A 21233-nucleotide genomic window follows, 5' to 3' on the forward strand; every position below is an offset into this window, starting at 1 on the left:
CGCTTAGGTCAGGGACGGGCGCGGAGCAGAACTTCTTCCGCAGTCAGTGCGCTGGTGGGGTGGTGGCTCAAGCACATCGAGGTCGACAGCTTGCGGAACGGCGCGCCCTCGGTGACCGCATAGAACTGGCCGGCCCGCAGCCTGGAGATGTCGAGGACAAAGCTGCCCTTGGCCTGGGCGACCTCCTTCGCCGCAGCGATCTGGGTCGGGCTGTTCAGGAAGCCGTAGAACTGGGTTGCCGCATTGCCGACGATGCGGTTGTGGATGCCCTTCGGAGCCTGGGTCGCGAAAATGAGGCCCAAGCCGTACTTCCGGGCCTGGCTGGCCAGGGCCAGGGTGCTTTCCGTGCAGGCCGTCATGGCACCGGAGGGGGCGAAATTCTGTGCCTCGTCCATGACGAAAAGACCGCCGAGTGGCCTGTCACCGGCCGGGTTCTGCCGGACCCAGGCGAAAAGCGCCATCTGAAGCTGATTGACAAAGCTCTGTCTCTGCACATCATTCGGCAGGCCGATGAAGCTGACGACCGAGACCCTCGCCCTGCGGCCGGCGCCCGGGGTCAGCAGCACGCCGGGGTCGAGCGGCGTGCCGGCGCCGCCGAACAACGGATCGTTGACCATGGCGGCTTTCAGCGTCTCGGCCATGTCCGCGGCCAGTTCCCGGGCGCGGCCGAGCGACGTCACCTCGTCGGGCAGATCAGCCAGCAGATCAATGAAGTCGCCAAGACCACCGCCGCCGTCGCGGCCGAAGCTCTCCAAGGCTCTGCGGAGGACAGCACGACCGCGATCGGCCTTGGCTGTATTCGCAGCCATCCGCGCCCGGGGAGCCAGCGTTGCTACCGCCGCGTCGACGGCCAAGGCGAACTCGTCCGGCTCATCCGCAACAGCTGCAAAGTCCGGCAGCGGCTGGAGGCTGAGCGGCCGACCGGATTCGCGGCGTGGCGTCCAGACGACCACGTCCACGTTGTCCAGATACTCCCTGGCCCTGCCGGCGTCGCCCGCCGCCCACGACGCGGGCGGTTCTGGCCAGGAATCGCCGAGACGGGCGAGGTCATTGTTCGGATCCAGCACGATCGCAGAGACGCCCCGTAAAGCGCACTCCTCGACGAGCCGACGAATCAGCACCGTCTTGCCGGATCCCGAACCAGCGAAGATCACCGAGTGCTTTCTCAGCGACTCCAGCGGGACGCGGACTTCCACCCCGGACTCGGTCATCCGGCCGAGCATCAAGTCTCCGGCATCTTCTCCGTCCGAGGATCCCTCCTCCTCGGCCGCGATCGGCTCAGCAGATGCAGGCGCGCCGGCCACGGTTCCGGAAGGTTCACCGAAGACCTTGGTGAACAGTGTGGTCAAGCTCGCCGGACGACGCCGGCGGAGGAAGTCCGGCAGGTCCGCGTCGTTCTGCTGCAGGAGTTCCGCCAGGGCGGCATACGTACGCAGATCCTCCTCGGACACTTCGGTCACCATGCCGCCGACGTCGAGGTATTCGTCGAGAACGCGCTGGCTCACCGGTCCCGTCGGCCACGGCACATTGCGCAGCAGAATCGCCCGCCGCTTGCGGATGGCCGGGTCCAGGTTGACGAAGCCGCGCAACCTCTCCATCCGGGCCTGCACTGCCCGGTGATGGGGGTGAGCAAGGCCGCGGAAGGACCAGTGCGCCTCGTCCTCGGTCTCCTCGTCGAGTGTCTCCCGGAGCCAGCCGTGCGCGGACGGGCGCCCCGGCTCGACCGGCTGCACCTTGTAACGGCTCGCACGCTCACCCTGTTCGATGGTCCACGCTCGCAGTCCGGCCTCCAGCAGACGGGCCATCGCGGTGTCCTCCGTACGAGGATCAAGGGCTGCTGCGACGTCGGTGTCCGCCCCGGCCCGCAAACGGTCGAAGTGCTCGTCGAACTGTCCCAGCCGCTCGGGCTCGACGTCTCGTACTGCCGGGACGGCCTCCTCCCGGTGATCATCAAGGTCCGCCAGCAGTACGACCTCGTCACGATCGAGGCAGATGCGAACGTGCTCGTCGGCTCGCTCGATGAGCTGGCGAGGGGTGTAGTCGAGCGCCTTCTCGAAGGCCTCCGGGAGAATCGGCCAGGTGGGGTGAGGTGGCTTGAACTCGGCGGCTTCGAACAGCGGGGCGAAGCGAGCAGCGATGAGCCGTTCCGCCGTCTCGCGGGACGGGAGCCGGTGCAACCGCGTCTCCTGGCGGAAGCGACCGGCCACGGACATGAGCGCCCGCTCTTTGATCATGATCCAGGAAGCGGGCAGGCAAGACACCACTGTCACGGTCCGAGACAGCTTTTCCCGCAGATCCATGAGGCCGTTGCCGAGGTCCTCGGCCAGGGCCGCCGTCGCGGCGCCGGCCTGGACGGAGCCGCCGGGACCCGGCCGGGCCTGCGCGAAGATGACGTCGATCTGGTCCACGGCAATCATGCTGGGGCCGGTGCAGGCGAGCAACCGGGACATCTCCTCGGCCACCTGTTGAGGGGTCTTGGTCTTCACCGGCAGCCCCCAGCGCGCCAGATCGGCCGCGTCGAGATTCGGCAGCGAGAACAACCACGACTCGCCCAGGTCCGCCGTGTCGTCGTCAGCGGCAGCCAGCAGGACGAGCGCCCGCAATGTGTGACGACACTCGCGGCCGATCTCCGGCTCTGCGAGCCGGAGCGCGGACACGAAGGCGTCAAGTGCGGCCGGTGTCAGCGCGGCGTCACCCCGCACCTGCTGACGTAACGACAAGACGATGCTGGTCTTCTCGCTCAGTCGCTCGAGCAGCACCGCCAGCTGTGGATGACGGTAGGACCCCGACCGCCGCAAACCCCGCATGAAGGTGTGCACGATGTTCGGCCAGAACGTGCGGCCGTCGGCCACTCCCATGAGAAAGAAGTAGCCGTGTTGCCGCTGCACCTTCTCCCGGGCCCAGCGCAACAAGTGCGTCTTGCCCGAACCGTGCTGACCTTCCACCACCAGCCCGAGCGGGCTGCCGCTCCGGCTTCGGGTGGCGTCGTCGAAGGACCGCAGCACTGCCTCGCCTGCTGCGCCGTTCAAATCATCGAGATGAATGTCCAGCGAGGTCCAGACGTCCTCGGGCGTCGGTGCCCAGTCCAGCCGGCGCAATTCACTAAGAGCCCGCCGCTGGTCCGCCTCTATCACGCGTCGCCCAGGGTGATCAGATGCTTCTCCTCGCCTCCGATGGTGATCGCGCCGTCCAGAGCTTCCCGCGGCAGGGCGTTACGGCGAGGATCCGGGTCCAGGTGGATGTCTCGGTGCCGATCCATCTCGCGGAGCACCCGGTCGAGATCGGCCCGTCGCACATCGGAGAGCCGTTCCCTGACCAAGTGCAAGCTGACCAGGTCGCCCGAGTGGGCAGCCAAGTCCAGGTAGGCCATTTTCACCCTGTTTGTGAGCTCGCCGGCTCCCTCTCTCCCGGACTTCGGCGACTCCTCGACATGCTCCTGCGGCCCTGAATCGATCTCGGCATAGACGTCAGCCAGCTTGTAGTCGGAGCGCTCCATGAGCCGGGCCAGGTGTCGCAGGGTGGCGTAGTGCAGAAGCCACGCTCCCGAAACCTTGTCCGGCGGGGGCATGGTGAACTCCTGCCGGGCCCGGACCCAGCCCGCTTCGGTCAATTCGTGAAAGATCGCGTTTCGCGGACCCTTGGTCCAGGTGATCAATTTGGCGTTCGTCAGTTCCTCACGCGTCGCTTTATCGATCTCCATGCGATAGCTCTTGCGCAGGTCAGGGTTGGACGCCTGCGTCACTCGCACCATCAGTGCGATCAAGGCCTGGCGAGCGGACGTACCGAGGGCAGCAGTCATCGAAGCGATCTCCGGACAGGGAGGAAAGTGAGCCGTAGCAATGCATCATTGCGAGGTTTCCGGATTCAAGGGAGTCCCGAATGCAGTAATTGTGCCGATACGCGCTGTCCGGTATCCGATAAGCGCTGCACCCGTTGGTCCATTGCATTCCGGCTCTTCGCCGCCGTACGCAGGTCACTGGGCCGCGACCCGCCGTAGCCGACCTAATCTGAAGCGATGCCGATCGACGTGGTCCTCGAGACCCATGCCCTGAGCGAGGACAACGAGCGCGGTATCGCCACCGGCTGGCTGCCTGGCCGCCTGAGCGCGCAGGGCCGCGCCAACGCCGCCGCCCTGGGCCGGCGCCGCCGCGATGAAGGCTTGGCCGCGGTCTTCACCTCCGATCTGCGGCGCGCGGCGGAGACGGCGGAGATCGCCTTCGGCGGGAGCGGCATCCCGATCCTGTACGACTGGCGGCTGCGCGAGTGCGACTTCGGCACCCGCAACGGCTCCCCCGCGGAGGAGATCAAGCGCGACCGCCTCGACCACGTCGACCGCCCCTACCCCGGTGGCGAGAGTCACGAGGAGGCGATCGCCCGGGTGGTGCGCACCCTCGCCGACCTGCCGACCCGCTGGTCCGGCCGCCGCGTCCTGCTGATCGGCCACCTGTCCACCTACCGGGCCCTCGAGCACGTCACCACCGGCCGCCCCGTCCGCGACCTCGTCGCCGCCGACTTCAGCTGGCAGTCCGAGGGCTGGAGTTACCGGCTCGGCTGACGGGCCGGGCACGGGGGCGAATCCGGCGTTTCGTCGGCGCTATGGGCAGCATTCGGCCGTTTCCGGGCGGGATAAACTTGAACTGTTCCAGAAAAGGGCCTATGGTCGTCGGGTGCCGTCCGATCTCGCAGCGCAGCTCCGGGCGGTCTCGTTGCGCGTCACGCGGCCCCGGCTGGCGGTGCTCGCCGCGCTCCGGGACCATCCGCACGTCGACACCGACTCGGTGATCGACCTGGTCCGCGCCGAACTGCCCATGGTGTCGCACCAGGCGGTGTACAACGTATTGCATGCGCTCACCGACGCCGGTCTGGTGCGCCGCATCCAGCCCGCCGGCGCCACCGCACGATACGAGACCCAGGCCGGCGACAACCATCATCACATCGTGTGCCGCTCCTGCGGCGCGATCGCCGATGTCGCCTGCGCGACCGGCCAGGCCCCCTGTCTCACTGCCTCCGACGATCACGGCTTCGTGGTCGACGAGGCGGAGGTCGTCTATTGGGGCACCTGCCCCGATTGTGCGGCCACGCGCATCGCCCCACGATCCACCAGCTCGGAAGGAACCGCATGAGCGACACCCAGGACAACGTCTCCGCCAGCGCGCAGGGCGTGGACGAGAAGGCGGCGGCCGGTTGCCCGGTCGCCCACGACTCCGTGACCTCGCACGGCAGCGAGAGCGAGAACCCGGCGATCGACTCGCCGAAGCCGAAGACCGGCGGCCGCCCGCACACCAACCGGGACTGGTGGCCCAACTCGCTCGACCTGTCGGTGCTGCACGCCCACTCCTCCAAGGGCAACCCGCTGGGCGACGACTTCGAGTACGCGAAGGAGTTCGCCAAGCTCGACGTCGAGGCCCTCAAGCGGGACATCACCGAGGTGCTCACCACCTCGCAGGACTGGTGGCCGGCCGACTTCGGGCACTACGGCGGCCTGATGATCCGGATGAGCTGGCACGCGGCGGGCACCTACCGCATCCAGGACGGCCGCGGTGGCGCCGGCGACGGCGGCCAGCGCTTCGCGCCGCTCAACAGCTGGCCCGACAATGCCAACCTCGACAAGGCGCGCCGCCTGCTCTGGCCGGTCAAGGCCAAGTACGGCCAGAAGATCTCGTGGGCCGACCTGCTCGTGCTCGGCGGCAACGTGGCGCTGGAGTCGATGGGCTTCAAGACCTTCGGCTTCGGCTTCGGCCGCCAGGACGTCTGGGAGCCCGAGGAGATCTTCTGGGGCCCCGAGGACACCTGGCTCGGCGACGAGCGCTACGTCTCGGACAACACGATGGCCGAGGGCGTCGGCGCGACCGAGATGGGCCTGATCTACGTCAACCCCGAGGGTCCCCGCGGCAACGCGAACCCCCTCGCCGCGGCGCACTTCATCCGCGAGACGTTCGCCCGCATGGCGATGAACGACGAGGAGACCGTCGCGCTGATCGCCGGCGGCCACACCTTCGGCAAGACGCACGGTGCGGCGCCGGCCGACAACCACGTCGGCCCCGAGCCCGAGGCGGCGCCGCTCGAGGCCCAGGGTCTCGGCTGGCTCAACACGCACGGCAGCGGCAAGGGCGGCGACACGATCACCTCGGGCCTCGAGGTGACCTGGACCGACAAGCCGACCCAGTGGAGCAACCGCTTCTTCGAGATCCTGTTCGGCTACGAGTGGGAGTTGACCACCAGCCCCGCCGGGGCCAAGCAGTGGGTCGCCAAGGACGCCGAGGACATCATCCCCGACGCCCACGACCCGGCGCGCAAGCACAAGCCGACGATGCTCACGACCGACCTGTCGCTGCGCGTCGACCCGGCGTACGAGAAGATCTCGCGCCGGTTCCTGGAGAACCCGGACGAGTTCCAGCTCGCGTTCGCCAAGGCCTGGTACAAGCTGCTGCACCGCGACATGGGTCCGGTCAGCCGCTTCCTGGGCCCGTGGGTCGCCGAGCCGCAGCTGTGGCAGGACCCGGTGCCGGCCGTCGAGGGCCCGCTGGTCACCGACGCCGACGTGGCCGCGCTCAAGGCCAAGGTGCTCGAGTCCGGCCTGACCACCGCGCAGCTGGTCTCCACCGCGTGGGCGTCGGCCGCGACCTTCCGCTCGACCGACAAGCGGGGCGGCGCCAACGGTGCCCGCATCCGCCTCGAGCCGCAGCGCAACTGGGAGGTCAACCAGCCGGAGCAGCTCGCGTCGGTGCTGAGCACCCTCGAGGCCATCCAGCGTGACTTCAACGCCGCGGGCGGCGCGCAGATCTCCCTCGCGGACCTGATCGTGCTGGCCGGCTCGGCCGCGGTCGAGAAGGCCGCCAAGGACGCCGGCGTCGAGGTGACCGTGCCGTTCCACGCGGGCCGCACGGACGCCACCCAGGAGCAGACCGACGTCGAGTCGTTCCGCGTCCTGGAGCCGCGGGCCGACGGGTTCCGCAACTACCTGCGCCCGGGCGAGAAGACCCAGCCGGAGATCCTGCTGGTCGACCGCGCGTACATGCTGAACCTGACCGCGCCGGAGATGACCGTGCTCGTCGGCGGCCTGCGCGCCCTGGGCAACAACGTCGGCGGCAGCGCCGACGGCGTGCTCACCGACAAGCCGGGCGTGCTGACCAACGACTTCTTCGCCAACCTGCTCTCGCCGGGCACCCGGTGGGTGGCGTCGAAGACCCAGGAGCACGGGTACGAGATCCGCGACCTGGCCACCGACGAGGTCAAGTGGACCGCCACCGCGGTCGACCTGATCTTCGGCTCGAACTCGCAGCTGCGCGCCCTCGCCGAGGTCTACGCCAGCGCCGACGCCAAGGAGAAGTTCGTCAAGGACTTCGTCGCGGCGTGGGTGAAGGTCATGGACAACGACCGGTTCGACCTGGCCTGATTCCGCGTCACCTGAAAAGCCCGGCCGTTCCTTGGTGATCGGCCGGGCTTTTGCCTTTGCTGGAAGCCATGACCCAGGACCCCGGCTCTCCCGGCATGCAGGCGGCCGCGCAGTTCGACGAGCTCGGCACGGCGTACGACACGTTCTCCCGCTCGCCCTTCCGGCGCTATCTGGAGTTCCCCACGGTGCTCAGCCGTCTCGGCGACGTGACGGGCCTGGCGGTGCTCGACGTCGGCTGCGGCAGCGGCGTCTACACCCGGCTGGTCAAGCAGCGCGGAGCGAGCCGGGCCGTCGGCCTCGACCTCACCCCCGGCATGATCGAGCACGCCCGCACGATCGAGGAGAACCAGCCGCTGGGTACGGAGTACCTCGCCGGCCCGCTGCCCGAGGAGCTCGACGGCGTGTTCGACGTGGTGCTCGCCGTCTACGTGCTGCCCTACGTGCCGGACCACACCGAGCTCGAGGGCTTCTGCCTGCAGGCAGCCCGCGCCCTGCGCCCCGGCGGCCGGCTGCTCGCCCTGCCGGCGAACCCGGGACTGCGGCGGGAGCGGGACTACTACGAGCGCTACGGCTTCCGCACGCACGGGGAGAGCAGCGGCAAGGATCCCGACCCGGTCACGCTTGATCTCGTGTACGACGACCTCGACGAGACGATCGCCGCCTGGACCTGGTCGACCGGGGCGCTCGAGACCGCCCTCAGCCGGGCCGGGTTCACCGGCATCACGTGGGACGGCCCGCTGGTCACCGACAGTGGCATCGAGGCGCTGGGCAAGGCGTTCTGGAAGCCCTACCTGGACTGCCCGCACGCCCTGACCCTGCGCGCCCACCTCTGAGACGCCGGCACCCGGCCGATCCGCGGACCGGCCGGGTGCTGACCTCGTACCCGGGAAATCAGATCTTGCCGGTGCCCGCGCCGGCGGTGACGGTGGCCTTGACCGTGTTGTTCGCCTCCGGCGTGTAGGAGTAGGGGATCGCGGCGACGCTGGCGCCGTTGCGGACCTCCTCCGTGCCGGAGTTCACCTTGTAGTTGTTGAGCACCTTGAGGTTGCCCTCGGCCGAGTCGCCGGTCTGCGTGACCGTCGGGCTGTCGACGTTCTCGAAGTAGTTGCGCTCGACGTAGACGCCCGCGTTCTCGGTGGAGGCGACGCCGTAGGAGCCGATGTTGCTGTAGTAGTTGTTCAGCACGTGCACGGGGTTGCCGAAGCGCACGCGCGGGTGCCGCTGGTTGGTGCCCTCGAACCAGTTGTGCACGTAGGTGACGCGCAGGTGGCCGATGTCCTGGGAGCCGTTGTCGTCGCTGTGGCCCAGCAGCATCGACTTGTCGTGGTCGTGCAGGCGGTTCCAGGAGACGGTGATGAAGTCGGAGCCGCGCTTGATGTCGATCAGGCCGTCGTAGCCGTTGGCCAGGTCGTTGTGGTCGATCCACACGTTGGTCGTGTTGGTCTGCACGTTGATCGAGTCGTCGCTCGCGTTGCGGAAGACCAGGTTGCGGATGATGATGTTGCGCACTCCGGACAGGTTGAGGCCGCCGCCGGTGATGCCGGAGCCCGAGCCGACGCCGATGATGGTCTTGTTCGAGGCGACGTTCAGCATGCCGGAGACCGAGATCAGGCCGGAGACCCGCACGGTCTGCGACGTGCTCGAGCCGATCGCCGACTGCAGCGCGGACGCACTGCTCACGGTGACGACGGTGCTCGCCGAGCCGCCGGAGGTGCCGCCGTTCAGGCTGGCGAAGCCGACGGGGCTGGACTCGGCCGCGACGGCCGTGGACTCGCCCGCGATCTGGGCACCGCCGACGGCCAGGACGGCGGCCGAGGCGGCGGCGATGACCCTTCTTCGTGACATGGACATGAGCTCTTCCTCCAAGGGGAGCGGATGCAGATGGACCGGCTGTCTCCGCCGCCGGTGGAGACGGCGGGACCGGCACTGCGCCCCTGGGACCGCGGAGCCTCCCCGCCGGGCAGTGCCCGCGGCGGGGGGAAAGTCCTTCAGGTAAGCGCTTTCCGCACCGTAGGCCCTGGCATCGATGCATGTCAATGAAAAGGATTGTTGACAGAAATGCGACCGCTCCGGCGTGGTCTTGTGCGGCGCCGGGCTGCCGGAGGCACCGCACGCCGAAGGACCCGGCCGCCGCCGCCCCCGGGCCGAGGATCGGTCCGCCGGCCCGGGCGTGGTCTTCTCCGGCCCGGGCTGCCCCGGGCCGGCCGGGCTCATCCCGCCGGGGCGGGCGTGGTCTTCTTCGGCGCCGGGTTGGACTGGAGCAGGCCGTTGAGGTAGAGCGACTCGCGGCACTGGCTCGCGGGCTGCGCGTTGGCCGGGGTGCCGGGCCGGCGGCAGACCACCAGCATGCTCACCTCGGCACCGGCCGGGACCCGGATCGGGGTCACCGAGTGGTAGTCCTGGTTGCGGAAATTCTCCAGGGCGTAGGTGACCACCGGGACGCCGTTGGCCGTGACCCGCAGCGTGCCCTCGTCACCCTGCACGTTGTCGACCAGGAAGTCGGTGAGCAGGAACGTCTTGCGGGCGGGCACCGTGAACGACCGCTCGGCCGAGCCGCCGGTGTTGGTGCGGAACGTCACCGCGGCGGAGAACTGCTGGCCGCCCGTGGCGCCAGCCGCGCCCGTCCCGGTGCCGGTGCCGGAGCCCCCGGCCTGCGAGCCGTTGCCGCCGCCCGGGGTGCCGTTGCCGCCGTTGGCGCCCGTCGTGGGGGTCGGGGTCGGGTCGGGCGGCGTGGTGGCGAGTTCCTGCTCCGCGGCCTGCTGGGCGGCGACCGCCTCGGCGTCGACCGCCTCCTTGGCCGCCGACTTCACGGCCGGGCGGACCAGGCCGAACCAGAGCGCGAGCAGCAGCAGGATCAGGGCGAGCAGCGCGGCGAGCAGCTTGAGCAGCCCCGGCGAGATGACCGGGCGCTGCACGAACACGCCCTCCATGGTCAGCGGCTGGTCGTCCGTGCCGCGCACCTCGGCGGTGAACGGGTATTCGCGCGGGGCGCCCCACCAGATCCAGCGGCGCGACCGGGCGGTCAGCCGGGTCTCGGTGCGGGTGCCGTTGCCCGCGACGACGGCCGCCGGCTGCAGCGCGAAGGTCAGCTGGTCGGTGCCGTCGGCCGCGGCGAACTTCAGCTCCTCGCTGACGTTGCCGTGGTTGTCGGTGTCGATGCGGTAGCGGCCCTGCTTGTAGCCGGACTGCGAGCCCGGCTGCAGCGTGGTGGCGAGCTCGCTGAACGGCTCGACGGTGAGCGTGCCCTCCTCCACCACGGTCGCGTCGGGGTGCTCGGCCGGCACGACCCGCACGCCGAAGGCCCGCTCGCCGGCCGGGACCCGCGACGACCGCGGCGGCGCGAACGTGACCGTGACGGTCGCGCTGCCGGCCGGGTAGAGCGTGATCTCCGCCGGCTCGACGGCCGCCCACTCCCCGGGCTCGCCGAGGACTTCGAGGGTGTACGCCTCGACCGTGTCACTGGAGTTACGCACAGTCACGGGCACGGCGGCCGTGGAGCCAGGTGTCACGGAGACGGCGGTGGAACCCAGGGAGGCCGATGCACGCATGGAGCCGAGCCTAGGGAGATCGCGGCGCCGGGGCAGGAGCCGTCGGGGAAGCGTCCGGGGCAAACCTGTTGCCCGTCCGACCGCCCGTTAAGTCGTTGCTAAGCCGCGTCCGGACACTGAGGACCATAGCTATGCCCAGGGGGGAACGGAATCATGCAACGGATAGCGGTCCATGTTCAGGCCTCGGACCCGGTCACGGCTCAGGGTATGACGGGTCTGCTCGGCTCGCGACCCGAAATCCGGGTGGTGGGTGACGACGAACGGGCAGTGGCGTCCGTCACCGTGGTGGTGACCGACGGCGTGACGGAGGAGACCTTCGCGCTGCTGCGCGAGCTGCGCCGGGGGCCCAGCCGCGCGGTGCTCGTGCCGTCGGCGATCGACGACGGGCAGCTCACCCGCGCCGTCGAGTGCGGCATCGTCGGCGTGGTGCGCCGGGCCGACGCCACGAGCGCCCGGCTGGCGCAGGTCGTGGCGGGCGCGGCGCGGGGCGAGGGCAGCGTGCCCGGCGACCTGCTCGGCCGCCTGCTGGAGCAGATGGGCCGGCTGCAGCGCGACGTCCTGCCCACCCACGGGCTCACGCTGCACGGGCTGACCACGCGGGAGACCGACGTGCTGCGCCTGGTGGCCGATGGGCTGGAGACCCGGGACATCGCGTCGAAGCTGTCCTATTCGGAGCGTACGGTCAAGAATGTCCTGCACGAGCTGACGACCCGGCTGCAGCTGCGCAACCGTGCGCACGCGGTCGCCTACGCCCTGCGGCACGACCTGATCTGAGGGCAGCCGGTCTGCCCCCGATGCTGCCCCGATGGCCGGTGTCAGCCGCGCCCGGCGGCGAAATGCTGGACCTTTCCGCCTGTTGTCCTGAGGTGCACACGTGCGTTTTCCGCGGAAGTTGCTCGCCGCGCCCCTGGCCGTGGTCGTGGCGTCGCTCACGGCGTGGGCGGTGGTGGCGGGCGACGCCGACGCCGCCCCCGGCGACCCACCGCCCGCCGCCGACCAGCTCCGGGTGGCCTATGCGGGCACCCAGCACCGGTCCATCGGGGTGGCCGGGCTCGCCGAGACGGTCACGAGGCCGCTGTTCGGCACCGCCCAACAACACTTCGACGACGAGGCGTCCGCGCGCGGCGACACGGTCGCCTGGGTGAGCCGCCGCGAGACGTACCGGGCGCAGGTCTTCGTGCGGGTCGGCGACGGCCCGATCCGCCGGATCCCCACGCCCGTCGACGACGTGGCCAGCCACCCGGCGATCTCGGCCGACGGGTCGCGGGTGGCGTTCGCCCTGACCCGCGAGGGCGTGGGCAGTCAGCGCGACATCTGGGTCGCCGCCGTGGACGGCAGCGGCTCGCCGACCCGGGTGACCGACGGCACCGGTGACAACTACTGGCCGACCTGGTCGCCCGACGGCACCGAGATCGACTTCGAGGGCCGCCGCAGCGAGGACAACCTGCCCAAGGTGTGGTGCGTCACGGTCGGTGGCGACACCCCGCCGGAGCTCGTCACCGACGGCGGCGGGGCCGGGGCCGGCGAGCCGTCGTGGAACACCGGCGAGGGCCGGGGCGACCTCATCGCCTACACGCTCGCCCCGCAGACGGCCGGCGCGCAGCGGATCCACATCGCCACCCGGGACGGCCAGAACGACCGGCCGATGCTCAACGAGCCGTGGCAGGGCCGCCAGCCGTCCTGGAACGCCACCGGCACGACCGTGGCGTTCCTCAGCCGCAGCGTCGGCACGGGCGAGACCGCCCCCGACGGCATCGAGCGCGTCTACACCGCGGTGCCGCCCGACAACGGCTGCACCTGCGCCGCGATCCTGCACTCGGCCGAGGACCGGCTGCCCTCCAACCCGGGGTGGTACACGCCCGACGGCGGCACCGAGGAGCTGCTGATCACCCGCACCACCGCCCCGGATCAATACACCGTGCGGCTCTCCGACATCCGCCCCGGCGCCGTCGATCCGCGGGACCTGGGCGTGACGCTCGGGCGCGAGGACCCGGCGGCCGAGACCAACCCCGACCTGCTGTGGGCCACGAGCAACGGCGACCCGTGGTGGTCGCGCCCGTCCTACTCCCCCGACGCGCAGCAGATCCTCGTGAGCGTCTTCGAGGGCGTGGGCGCGGCCCGGGTCGCGCGGCTGTGGGTGGTCAACGCCGACGGCACGAACCCGCAGCCGCTGACCGTCGCCGGCCGCACGGCCACGAGCAGCGAGACCGAGGCGGTCTGGTCGCCGGACGGGACGCGGATCGCGTACTCGCGACGTGAGCCCGGGCAGCCCGCCCAGATCCGGGTGATCGAGGCCGCGACGGGCGCCCAGGTCGCGGAGCTGCCCGCGGTCGCCGAGGGCTACGGCGACACCGAGCCCGCGTGGTCGCCCGACAGCACGGAGATCGCCTTCACCCGCGGCCAGCCGCACACCCAGACCCCGAGCAGCCACGTCTGGGTCATCGCCGCCGACGGCACGGGCGACGCGCGCAACATCAGCGAGGCGTCCGGCTGCCAGTGCCGCAGCGACTACAGCCCCGCCTTCTCGCCCGACGGCCAGCAGCTCGCCTTCGGCCGGTCGCCGGACGGCATGGTCGTCACCGACGTGCGCGGCGACAACTGCCGGGTCCTCGAGCCCGAGGACAGGGCCTGCGGCGACGACCTCTCGACGCCGCCGACAGTCGCGCCGCACCGGCCCGCGCAGATCGACTGGTCGCCGGACGGCAGCCAGCTGGCGTACGTGTCCCGGCGCTTCGGTGACCTCACCTCGCCGGAGTACCTCAAGACGTACGACCTCGAGACCGACTTTCCGAACGGCCTGACCTGGGAGATTCCCGGGCGGCACATGTGGCCGGCGTGGCAGCGGGCGAACGACGTCGCCACGGCGGTGGTGCGCGATCCGGGCCCGGTGCAGGTCGGCGAGACCGCCACGGTGGAGCTGTCCGTGACGGACAAGGGGCCCACGCCCGCGTACGGGATCCATGTCGACCTCACCGTGCCGGACGGCGTGGAGCTGACCGGCCTGACCGGCGCCGACGAGGGCACCACGTGCGACGTCGTGCGGCAGTCGTGCGAACTCGGCACGATCGGCATCGGCAACCAGCGGGTGATCCGCGCCGAGCTGACCGCGTCCACGCCGGTGACCGCCCCGCTGAGCTGGACCGCCGCCGGCTGGCTCGCCGACGCGGTGCCGGGCGACAACACCGCCGAGGTGCAGCTGGTGTTCGAGGCCGCGCCGACCAGCCCGCCGCCGTCGAGTCCCCCGGCCTCCAGCCCGCCGCCGTCCAGCCCGCCGCCGTCGAGCGCGCCGCCCAGCAGCGCTCCCCCGACGACCGCGCCGCCGACCACCGCCCCGCCGGCCACGACGCCGCCGGTCCCGCCGCCGGCGACCGCACCGGACATCCGGGGCAGCGTGGTCGTCAACCCGACGCCCACCTGGATCGGGCACCGCACGACCGTCACCTACACGATCCGCAACGTCGGCGACGGCACGGCGACGAACGTGAGCATCCGGCCGCAACTGCCGGCCGGCATCCCGGTCGTGAGCCGGCCGGGGGTGTGCACCACGACGACGTGCGAGCTCGGCACGTTCGCGCCGGGCACCGTGCGTACGCTGGTCTTCGTCCTCGTGCCCGGCAAGAAGGTCACGACCACCGTGCGGGGCACCATCACCGCGACCGCCCTGGTCCCGCGGACGGTGCAGGCGCCGCTGCGGGTGCTGCAGCCGAAGATCGAGGCTGTCCCCGCCGTGGGGCCGCCCGGCTTCGTCACGATCATCCGGGGCACCGACTTCCCGCCCGGCGTGCGCGTCCGGCTCAAGTGGGACAAGGGCGTCACCCTCGCGGCCAACCCGGCCGTGCCCAACGCGCGGGGCAGGTTCGACGCGCAGCTGCAGGTGCTCTTCCGCGACGAGCTCGGCCCGCGCAAGGTCATCGGCACGGGCACCGGCTTCCGCCAGGTCACCACGGACTTCCTCGTGATCCTCCCGGCCCAGCAGCCGCCCGGATCGGTGCTGCGCAAATGATCGACGAGGTGGACACCGCCCTGCAGGGGCTGCTGACCGAGGAGACGCTGGCCGGCACGGACATCCAGGTGGCCTTCGACGCGCCGACCAAGGACTGGGCCGCCCGCCGCACCGCCCCGACCGTCAACCTGTTCCTCTACGACATCCAGGAGGACACCGAGCTGCGGCAGCACGGCACGATGGCGGAGTACGACGACGAGGGCGTGCTGGTGGCCGAGCACGAGCCGCCACGGTACTTCGCGTTGTCGTACCTGGTGACAGCCTGGACCAACCGCGCGCAGGACGAGCACCGCATCCTGTCCATCCTCCTGGCCGGGCTGGTGCAGCACGACGCGGTGCCGCCCGACCGGCTGGGCGGCACGCTGGCCACGATGGAGATTCCGGTACGCCTGTCCGTGGCGGTGCCGCCCGCCCGCGACCGTGGCCTCGCCGACATCTGGACCGCGGTCGGCGGCAACCTCAAGCCCTCCCTCGACCTGGTCGTGCTCGCCCCGCTCGCGGCGTCCGTCGTCCGGATCGGCGCCGTGGTCACCGACGGCATGCGGCTGCGGGTGCGCGACCAGGACAGTGCCGCCGAGGAGACGCGCCGGCTGCGGGTCGCCGGCGCGGCTGCCGACCCGGCGGCGCCGCTGGGCGCCGAGCGCGAGCGCGACCTGCCCTCGGCCCGCCGGCGCCGGGGCGGGCCGCTCCGATGAGCGCCCCGGCCACCGACGACCTGCGCGTGGACGGCCCCGAGCACTTCCGGCTGCGGCTGTCCCTGGTGGAGCTGCGGGTCCGGCAGGCGGTGGCCGTCCGGCAGGCCAGTGACCCCGAGCCCGACGACCCGCTGCGCGGGCTGCACCTGTCCGCGGAGCACGTGCAGCGCCTGCTCGACGACCCCGCCGCGGGCGCGCTGCCCGACCTGATGGACCCGGCGGCCTTCACCGCCGTCGAGGAGGCCGCCGACCGGGCCCCCGGGCCGCTGCCGCTGCGCCTGCTGGAACGGGCCTTCGACCTGACGCCCCTCGACGTCGACCTGCTGCTGGTGGCGTTGCTGCCGGACCTGGACCGGCGCTACGAGAAGCTCTACGGCTATCTCAACGACGACGTGACCCGGCCGCGGGCGACCGTCAGCCTCGCCCTCGAGCTGTGCGGGCTGCCGCCGGTGCTCGGTGCCGCGCGCGCCCGCCTGACCGCCGGCGGCCCGCTGGTCGACGGCGGCCTGCTGCTGCCCGAGGACACCGACCGCCCGTTCCTGACCCGGACGCTGCGAGTGCCGGACCGGCTGATCGGGCACCTGCTCGGCGACCCCCGCCCCGACCCCCGGCTGACCGGCCTGGTCGGTGCGGTGCCCGACCCCGGCTGGCAGCCGGAGGGCAGCGCCGGGCTCGCGGCCGCCCTGGACGCCGGCCACCGGCTGTTCTATCTGCACGATCCGGGTGCGGGGTCGCCCGACGAGCTCGCCGCGGCCGCCCTGCTCGCCTCGGGGCGCCCGGCGCTGCGGCTCGACCTCGACCTGCTCGCCGCCGATCCGGCCCCGGCCGAGGCCGTCACGGCCGCCGTCCGCGAGGCCCGGCTGACCGGGGCGGGGCTGATCGCCGGTCCCCTCGACCCGGCTCACCTGCCGTCGCTGCGCGCGCTGCTGGAAGCCCCGGTGCCGGTGCTGCTGAGCGGGCGGTCGCGCTGGGACCCGTTCTGGGCGGCGACCTCGCCCGTGCTCGCCACGGCACCCCGGATGGGAGTGGAGCAGCGGGTGCGGTCGTGGCGGGCGGCGCTCTCGTCGTACGGGGCCGGGGCGGAGGCCACGCTCGATGTGGAGCGGGAGCTGGCGCCGTACACGCTGACCGCCCCGCAGCTGCGCCGGGCCGCCGTCGCCGCCGCCCAGCAGGCGCTGGTGGCCGGGTCGCCGGTCGTGGACGCCGGGGCGTTGCGCACGGGGGTGCGTACGCAGAACGCCGCCGGGCTCGAACAGCTGGCCCGCCGCGTCGAGCCGGCCGTCACCTGGGACGACCTGGTCCTGCCGGACGACGCCGCGACCCAGCTGCACGACCTCGCCGCCCGGGTGCGGCACCGCGAGCAGGTGCTGGGCCGCTGGCGGCTGCGCCCCGGCGGCGGCCGCGGGCGCGGGGTGACCGCCCTCTTCGCGGGCGACTCCGGCACGGGCAAGACCATGTCGGCCGAGGTGGTCGCCGCCGACCTGGGCCTCGACCTCTACGTCGTCGACCTGTCCACGGTCGTCGACAAGTACGTCGGCCAGACCGAGAAGAACCTCGAGCGCATCTTCACCGAGGCGGCCGGCGTCAACGGCGTCCTGCTCTTCGACGAGGCCGACGCCATTTTCGGCAAGCGCTCGGAGGTGGCCGACGCCCACGACCGGTACGCCAACATGGAGAGCGCGTACCTGCTGCAGCGCATGGAGTCCTTCGACGGCGTGGCGATCCTCACCACCAACCTGCGCGCCAATCTGGACGAGGCCTTCATCCGCCGCCTCGACGTCATCGTCGATTTCCCGGTGCCCGACCAGGCCCAGCGCCGTGCCCTGTGGGACCACTGCCTCGGCCGCGACCTGCCCCGCGCGGACGACCTGGACCTCGACCGCTGCGCCCGGGTGTACGAACTCTCCGGCGGCGCGATCCGGGCCTGCGCGGTGACGGCGGGCTACCTCGCGGCGGCGGATGACAGCCCGGTCACCATGGCCCACCTCATCGCCGCGGCCCAGCGCGAATATCGCAAGCTGGGCCGCCTGTTGCCGGCCGCCTGATCACGCGCTCGGCGCGGTGTCCCTTGGCCCGCGCGGCCGGCGGGGTATCACTCGGCCGACGCGGGTATCCCGCGGCTGGCGGAGAATCGCGCGGCCGGACGGGGTGTCGCACCGCCGGGGTGTCGCGTCGGGGGTGGGGTGTCACTCGGTCGGCGCGGTCGAGCTCTCGCCCGGGTTCTGCAGCCGGGCCTGGCGCCGCTGCTGCTTGGCCGACGGAGGCTTCGGGCCGCCCTCCTTCTTGGGCTTCGCCTCCTTGTTGAGCCGGTCGATGAGGCCGAAGAAGGTGTCGAGCCGGCTGCGGACGTCGCCGGTCAGCAGCGGATGGCCGGACATGCGGTTGTCGTCGGCGGCCTCCGTGACCGGCACCTTCTTGAGCCTGTCCCAGTCGGGCTTGACCCGGTTGAGGCTGTTCTTGCCCTTCGTGTCCTGCGCCAGCGCCGCCCTGACCGCGCCCGCCTGCTCCTCGATCCGGTCGGCCACTAGCAGGCTCGCGATGTCGCTCGCGTCCCGGGAGCGCTTCTCCACCTGGGTCCCGTCGTCGTCCTTGCGCGCCGCGAACGCCATGACCTTGTCGAAGATCAGCCGGCCGCCCGGCACGAGCCGCAGGTCGACCGTCGCCGGGTCGGCGGCCCAGCCGTCCTGCACGATGGACATCGCCTTGACCTCGGACTCCACCGGGGCCAGGGTCACGCTCACCTCGACACCGCCGTAGACGCCGCGCGCGGTCGTGGGGGTGGTGCTCGTGCGCTGCTCGAACAGGTTCGCCGCCGCCTCGAGCGCCTGACCGCGCTGGGCGGCGTCCGGCGTCCCGCCCTCCGCCGTGCTCAGGTCGAGGTCGTGCACGCCGCGCTGCATGTTGTGCGCGGCGACGCCGCCACCGCCGCCCAGGCTCACCTCGGCCCGCAGCCCCAGGCCCGCGAGCTGGTCGGCGATGATCTGCTGCAGATTGGCCGCCGTGCCGAGCCGGAACTCGGACTCCGGATGCTGCCAGGCCTCCTGGCCGGTCGCCACGCCCTGCGAGGTGCTGCCCCCGGCCGACGGCGCCCGCTGCACCGTCTCGTCCACCGAACCCCGGCCCGCCCGGACGGCGGTCCCGCCCCCGGAGGCCCTGCCGGCCGGCGCACGCTGCACCGTCTCGTCCACCGGGCTGCGGCCATCCCGGACGGCGGTCACGCCCCCGGAAGCCGTGCCGCTCGGCGCACGCTACGCCGTCTCGTCCACTCCCCGTTGGACGAGGTCGCCGGTCACCAGGCTCGGCCCGCCGGCGGCGAGGCGGCGCCCGTTCTCCGCGGCCAGCCGCTCGCCGGACTGAGCCGGGCTGGTCACGCCCAGGCCGCCGCCGAGGTCCGTGGCGGACTCCGTGGTGGGACTCGCCGCGTGGGTCATCTCGTGGAACTCGATCTCGCGCGTGCGGCGCCCGTAGACGATGTTCTGCCCCACGGTGAACGCGTCGGCGTTGAGCAGCGACGTGGCGCGCTGGGCCAGCGGGCCGGTGAACTCGCGCACGCCGGTCATGTCGGTCTTGAAGGCGTCCTGCATCGTGTCGAGCCGGGAGCCGGAGAGGGACTGGCCACCGGAGCCGAGCACGTCACTGACGGCCTGGCGGGCGGCGGCCGGGTCGGCGAACTCCTCGCCGTGCCCGCAGCCCGCGCCGTGCTCGTGCCCGGTGCGCTGCGCGGTCAGCATCGCCTCGACCGCCTGGTTGCCCACGGCGCGCTGCAGGCCCACCAGGGGCGACGCCGGGCGGGCCACCGGGGCCGTCCGCATCGGACGCTCGCCGGTGGTTGAGCTCGGCCCGACATGGGTACGCATCTCACACTCCGATGATCGATCGGCTGCACCCGACCCTACCGCCTCGCGGGGCCCCCGTGGCCCGGCAGACCGCAGGGGCAAGGAGTGTGCCCGCCCGGCCGCCCGTGCGGACCTTGGCGTCCCCTCGCACGCGAGACAGGCTGCAAAGGTCCGTCGAACTGGGTCTGAAGGAGTGCTGCATGCCGACGTACCTTTCCCCGGGCGTGTATGTGGAGGAGGCGCCGAGCGGATCGCGCCCGATCGAAGGTGTCGGCACCGCCGTGACCGCGTTCGTGGGGTTCGCCGAGAAGGGGCCCTTCCACACGCCCACGCTGGTGACCAACTGGAGCCAGTACGTTCAGCTGTTCGGTGGCATGGTCGAGGGCACCTATCTCGCCAACGCCGTCTACGGCTATTTCAACAACGGCGGCGGCATCGCCTATGTGGTGCGCGTCGGCGCCTCGGGCACCGGCCGCTCGTCGGGCGGCAACGCCCAGAAGGCGATCGCCAACGGTGAGGCCGCGCAGCTCGGCACCTTCCGGGCCGCCGCGCTCGGCAGCGCGGCCGGCAACGGCGAGGTCACCGTCGAGGTCGTCGACTCCGACGCCGAGGGCGCCGGGGACGACCGGTTCAAGCTGATCGTCCGGCAGAACGGCAACGAGGTGGAGGCCTTCGAGGGCTCGTTCCGCCGCCGTGCCGACCGCAACGTGGTCGCCCAGGTCCGCGAGCACTCGAAGGTCATCACCCTCGAGGAGGCCGCCCCGGCCAACGCGCTGGCCCGGCCCGCCAACCAGTCCGTCACGCTGCCCGCCCCCGCGCCGTCCGCCGACATCGTCCCGGCCGGCCTGTCGGTCGACGAGTTCGCCGGCGACGTCGACGCCCGCTCGGGCCTCGGCGGCCTCGAGGCGATCGACGAGATCACCATGGTGGTCGCTCCCGACCTGATGGGCGCCTACCAGCAGGGCGCCCTGGGCATGGACGACGTCAAGGCCGCCCAGCTCGCGCTCATCGCCCACTGCGAGAACATGGGCGACCGGATGGCGATCCTCGACCCGCCGCCGGACCTCACCGCCCAGCAGGTGCGCGTCTGGCGGCAGGAGACCGCGGGCTACGACTCGAAGTTCGCCACGCTCTACTACCCCTGGGTCAAGGTCTTCGACCCGGCGGGCGGCCGCACGATCATGATGCCGCCGAGCGGTCACGTCGCCGGCCTGTGGTCGCGCACCGACACCGAGCGCGGCGTGCACAAGGCCCCGGCCAACGAGGTGCTGCGCGGCGTCGTCGACCTGCAGAACAACGTCACCAAGGGCGAGCAGGACCTGCTCAACCCGATCGGGGTCAACTGCATCCGCGCCTTCCCCGGCCGCGGCGTGCGCGTGTGGGGCGCCCGCACGCTCTCCTCCGACCCGGCGTGGCGCTACATCAACGTGCGCCGGCTGTTCAACTACATCGAGGAGTCGATCCTCCTCGGCACCCAGTGGATCGTCTTCGAGCCGAACGACCAGCGGCTCTGGGGCACCATCCGGCGCAACATCACGGCGTTCCTGACCGAGGAGTGGCGCAACGGCGCGCTCTTCGGCGCCACCGCCGCGGAGTCCTTCTACGTGAAGTGCGACGCCGAGACCAACCCGCCCGAGGTCATCGACCGCGGTCAGGTCATCACCGAGATCGGCCTGTGCCCGGTCAAGCCGGCCGAGTTCGTGGTCTTCCGGCTGTCGCAGTTCAGCGACAGCACCAGCCTGGTCAACGAGTAAG

General features: G+C 71.7%; 15 protein-coding genes. 9 read left to right on the top strand and 6 right to left on the bottom strand.

Features of this window, described 5'->3' with window-relative positions:
- Positions 1 to 8: 8 nt before the first annotated feature.
- Both RBH18_RS04785 and RBH18_RS04790 read right to left on the bottom strand, forming a co-directional pair.
- A complete protein-coding gene (locus tag RBH18_RS04785; RefSeq protein WP_306204684.1) occupies positions 9 to 3134 on the bottom strand; it encodes an ATP-binding protein in 3126 nt (1041 codons plus the stop codon).
- A complete protein-coding gene (locus RBH18_RS04790) occupies positions 3131 to 3799 on the bottom strand; it encodes a hypothetical protein (protein ID WP_306204685.1) in 669 nt (222 codons plus the stop codon). Before RBH18_RS04790 ends, RBH18_RS04785 begins: the two co-directional genes overlap by 4 nt.
- A 216-nt stretch (positions 3800 to 4015) precedes the next feature.
- Between RBH18_RS04790 and RBH18_RS04795 the strand changes: the two genes are divergently transcribed.
- From RBH18_RS04795 to RBH18_RS04810, 4 genes are all read left to right on the top strand, one after another.
- Positions 4016 to 4555 (top strand): histidine phosphatase family protein, encoded by a 540-nt coding sequence (locus RBH18_RS04795; RefSeq protein WP_306204686.1) that lies wholly within the window; start codon positions 4016 to 4018, stop codon positions 4553 to 4555.
- A 112-nt stretch (positions 4556 to 4667) separates the two neighbouring features.
- A complete protein-coding gene (locus tag RBH18_RS04800) occupies positions 4668 to 5123 on the top strand; it encodes a Fur family transcriptional regulator (RefSeq protein ID WP_306204687.1) in 456 nt (151 codons plus the stop codon).
- On the top strand, positions 5120 to 7396 hold the full coding sequence (gene katG, locus RBH18_RS04805) for a catalase/peroxidase HPI (protein WP_306204688.1): 2277 nt from the start codon (positions 5120 to 5122) through the stop codon (positions 7394 to 7396). The genes RBH18_RS04800 and katG overlap by 4 nt, the downstream gene beginning before the upstream one ends.
- 68 nt (positions 7397 to 7464) lie before the next feature.
- Positions 7465 to 8229, top strand: coding sequence for a class I SAM-dependent methyltransferase (locus RBH18_RS04810; protein ID WP_306204689.1), 765 nt, complete (start codon positions 7465 to 7467; stop codon positions 8227 to 8229).
- Between the two features lie 58 nt (positions 8230 to 8287).
- Here RBH18_RS04810 and RBH18_RS04815 read toward each other — a convergent pair whose 3' ends face one another.
- Both RBH18_RS04815 and RBH18_RS04820 read right to left on the bottom strand, forming a co-directional pair.
- A complete protein-coding gene (locus RBH18_RS04815) occupies positions 8288 to 9247 on the bottom strand; it encodes a pectate lyase family protein (RefSeq protein ID WP_306204691.1) in 960 nt (319 codons plus the stop codon).
- 359 nt (positions 9248 to 9606) lie between these two features.
- Positions 9607 to 10944, bottom strand: a complete 1338-nt coding sequence (locus RBH18_RS04820) for a COG1470 family protein (RefSeq protein WP_306204692.1) — start codon at positions 10942 to 10944, stop codon at positions 9607 to 9609.
- Between the two features lie 246 nt (positions 10945 to 11190).
- Here RBH18_RS04820 and RBH18_RS04825 point away from each other — a divergent pair, with 246 nt between their 5' ends.
- The 4 genes from RBH18_RS04825 (at position 11191) to RBH18_RS04840 (ending at position 17687) form a co-directional block, all read left to right on the top strand.
- A complete protein-coding gene (locus tag RBH18_RS04825) occupies positions 11191 to 11718 on the top strand; it encodes a helix-turn-helix transcriptional regulator (protein WP_306204693.1) in 528 nt (175 codons plus the stop codon).
- A 100-nt stretch (positions 11719 to 11818) separates the two neighbouring features.
- A complete protein-coding gene (locus RBH18_RS04830; protein ID WP_306204694.1) occupies positions 11819 to 14947 on the top strand; it encodes a hypothetical protein in 3129 nt (1042 codons plus the stop codon).
- Positions 14944 to 15642 carry a DUF4255 domain-containing protein gene (locus tag RBH18_RS04835; protein WP_306204695.1) on the top strand — a complete coding sequence of 233 codons (699 nt, stop codon included), beginning with the start codon at positions 14944 to 14946 and terminating at the stop codon, positions 15640 to 15642. The genes RBH18_RS04830 and RBH18_RS04835 overlap by 4 nt, the downstream gene beginning before the upstream one ends.
- On the top strand, positions 15639 to 17687 hold the full coding sequence (locus tag RBH18_RS04840) for an ATP-binding protein (RefSeq protein ID WP_306204696.1): 2049 nt from the start codon (positions 15639 to 15641) through the stop codon (positions 17685 to 17687). Before RBH18_RS04835 ends, RBH18_RS04840 begins: the two co-directional genes overlap by 4 nt.
- Before the next feature lie 141 nt (positions 17688 to 17828).
- Here RBH18_RS04840 and RBH18_RS04845 read toward each other — a convergent pair whose 3' ends face one another.
- Both RBH18_RS04845 and RBH18_RS04850 read right to left on the bottom strand, forming a co-directional pair.
- Entirely contained in the window at positions 17829 to 18830 is a 1002-nt protein-coding gene (locus tag RBH18_RS04845; protein WP_306204697.1) for a hypothetical protein, read from the bottom strand.
- 60 nt (positions 18831 to 18890) lie between these two features.
- The gene (locus tag RBH18_RS04850; RefSeq protein WP_306204698.1) at positions 18891 to 19454 is read right to left on the bottom strand and encodes an eCIS core domain-containing protein; all 564 of its coding nucleotides are present in this window, start codon (positions 19452 to 19454) and stop codon (positions 18891 to 18893) included.
- Between the two features lie 224 nt (positions 19455 to 19678).
- Between RBH18_RS04850 and RBH18_RS04855 the strand changes: the two genes are divergently transcribed.
- Entirely contained in the window at positions 19679 to 21232 is a 1554-nt protein-coding gene (locus RBH18_RS04855) for a phage tail sheath family protein (protein WP_306204699.1), read from the top strand.
- Position 21233: the final 1 nt, after the last annotated feature.

Source organism: Actinoplanes oryzae (assembly GCF_030757795.1).
GTDB lineage: Bacteria > Actinomycetota > Actinomycetes > Mycobacteriales > Micromonosporaceae > Actinoplanes.

What these genes read in the sequence shown, in the direction of transcription:
- RBH18_RS04840 (WP_306204696.1), top strand. Translation starts at nt 15,639, where the DNA reads ATGAGCGCCCCGGCCACCGACGACCTGCGCGTGGACGGCCCCGAGCAC.
- RBH18_RS04835 (WP_306204695.1), top strand. Translation starts at nt 14,944, where the DNA reads ATGATCGACGAGGTGGACACCGCCCTGCAGGGGCTGCTGACCGAGGAG.
- RBH18_RS04820 (WP_306204692.1), bottom strand. Translation starts at nt 10,944, where the DNA reads ATGCGTGCATCGGCCTCCCTGGGTTCCACCGCCGTCTCCGTGACACCT.
- RBH18_RS04810 (WP_306204689.1), top strand. Translation starts at nt 7,465, where the DNA reads ATGACCCAGGACCCCGGCTCTCCCGGCATGCAGGCGGCCGCGCAGTTC.
- RBH18_RS04855 (WP_306204699.1), top strand. Translation starts at nt 19,679, where the DNA reads ATGCCGACGTACCTTTCCCCGGGCGTGTATGTGGAGGAGGCGCCGAGC.
- RBH18_RS04795 (WP_306204686.1), top strand. Translation starts at nt 4,016, where the DNA reads ATGCCGATCGACGTGGTCCTCGAGACCCATGCCCTGAGCGAGGACAAC.
- RBH18_RS04815 (WP_306204691.1), bottom strand. Translation starts at nt 9,247, where the DNA reads ATGTCCATGTCACGAAGAAGGGTCATCGCCGCCGCCTCGGCCGCCGTC.
- RBH18_RS04850 (WP_306204698.1), bottom strand. Translation starts at nt 19,454, where the DNA reads ATGCGGACGGCCCCGGTGGCCCGCCCGGCGTCGCCCCTGGTGGGCCTG.
- RBH18_RS04790 (WP_306204685.1), bottom strand. Translation starts at nt 3,799, where the DNA reads ATGACTGCTGCCCTCGGTACGTCCGCTCGCCAGGCCTTGATCGCACTG.
- katG (WP_306204688.1), top strand. Translation starts at nt 5,120, where the DNA reads ATGAGCGACACCCAGGACAACGTCTCCGCCAGCGCGCAGGGCGTGGAC.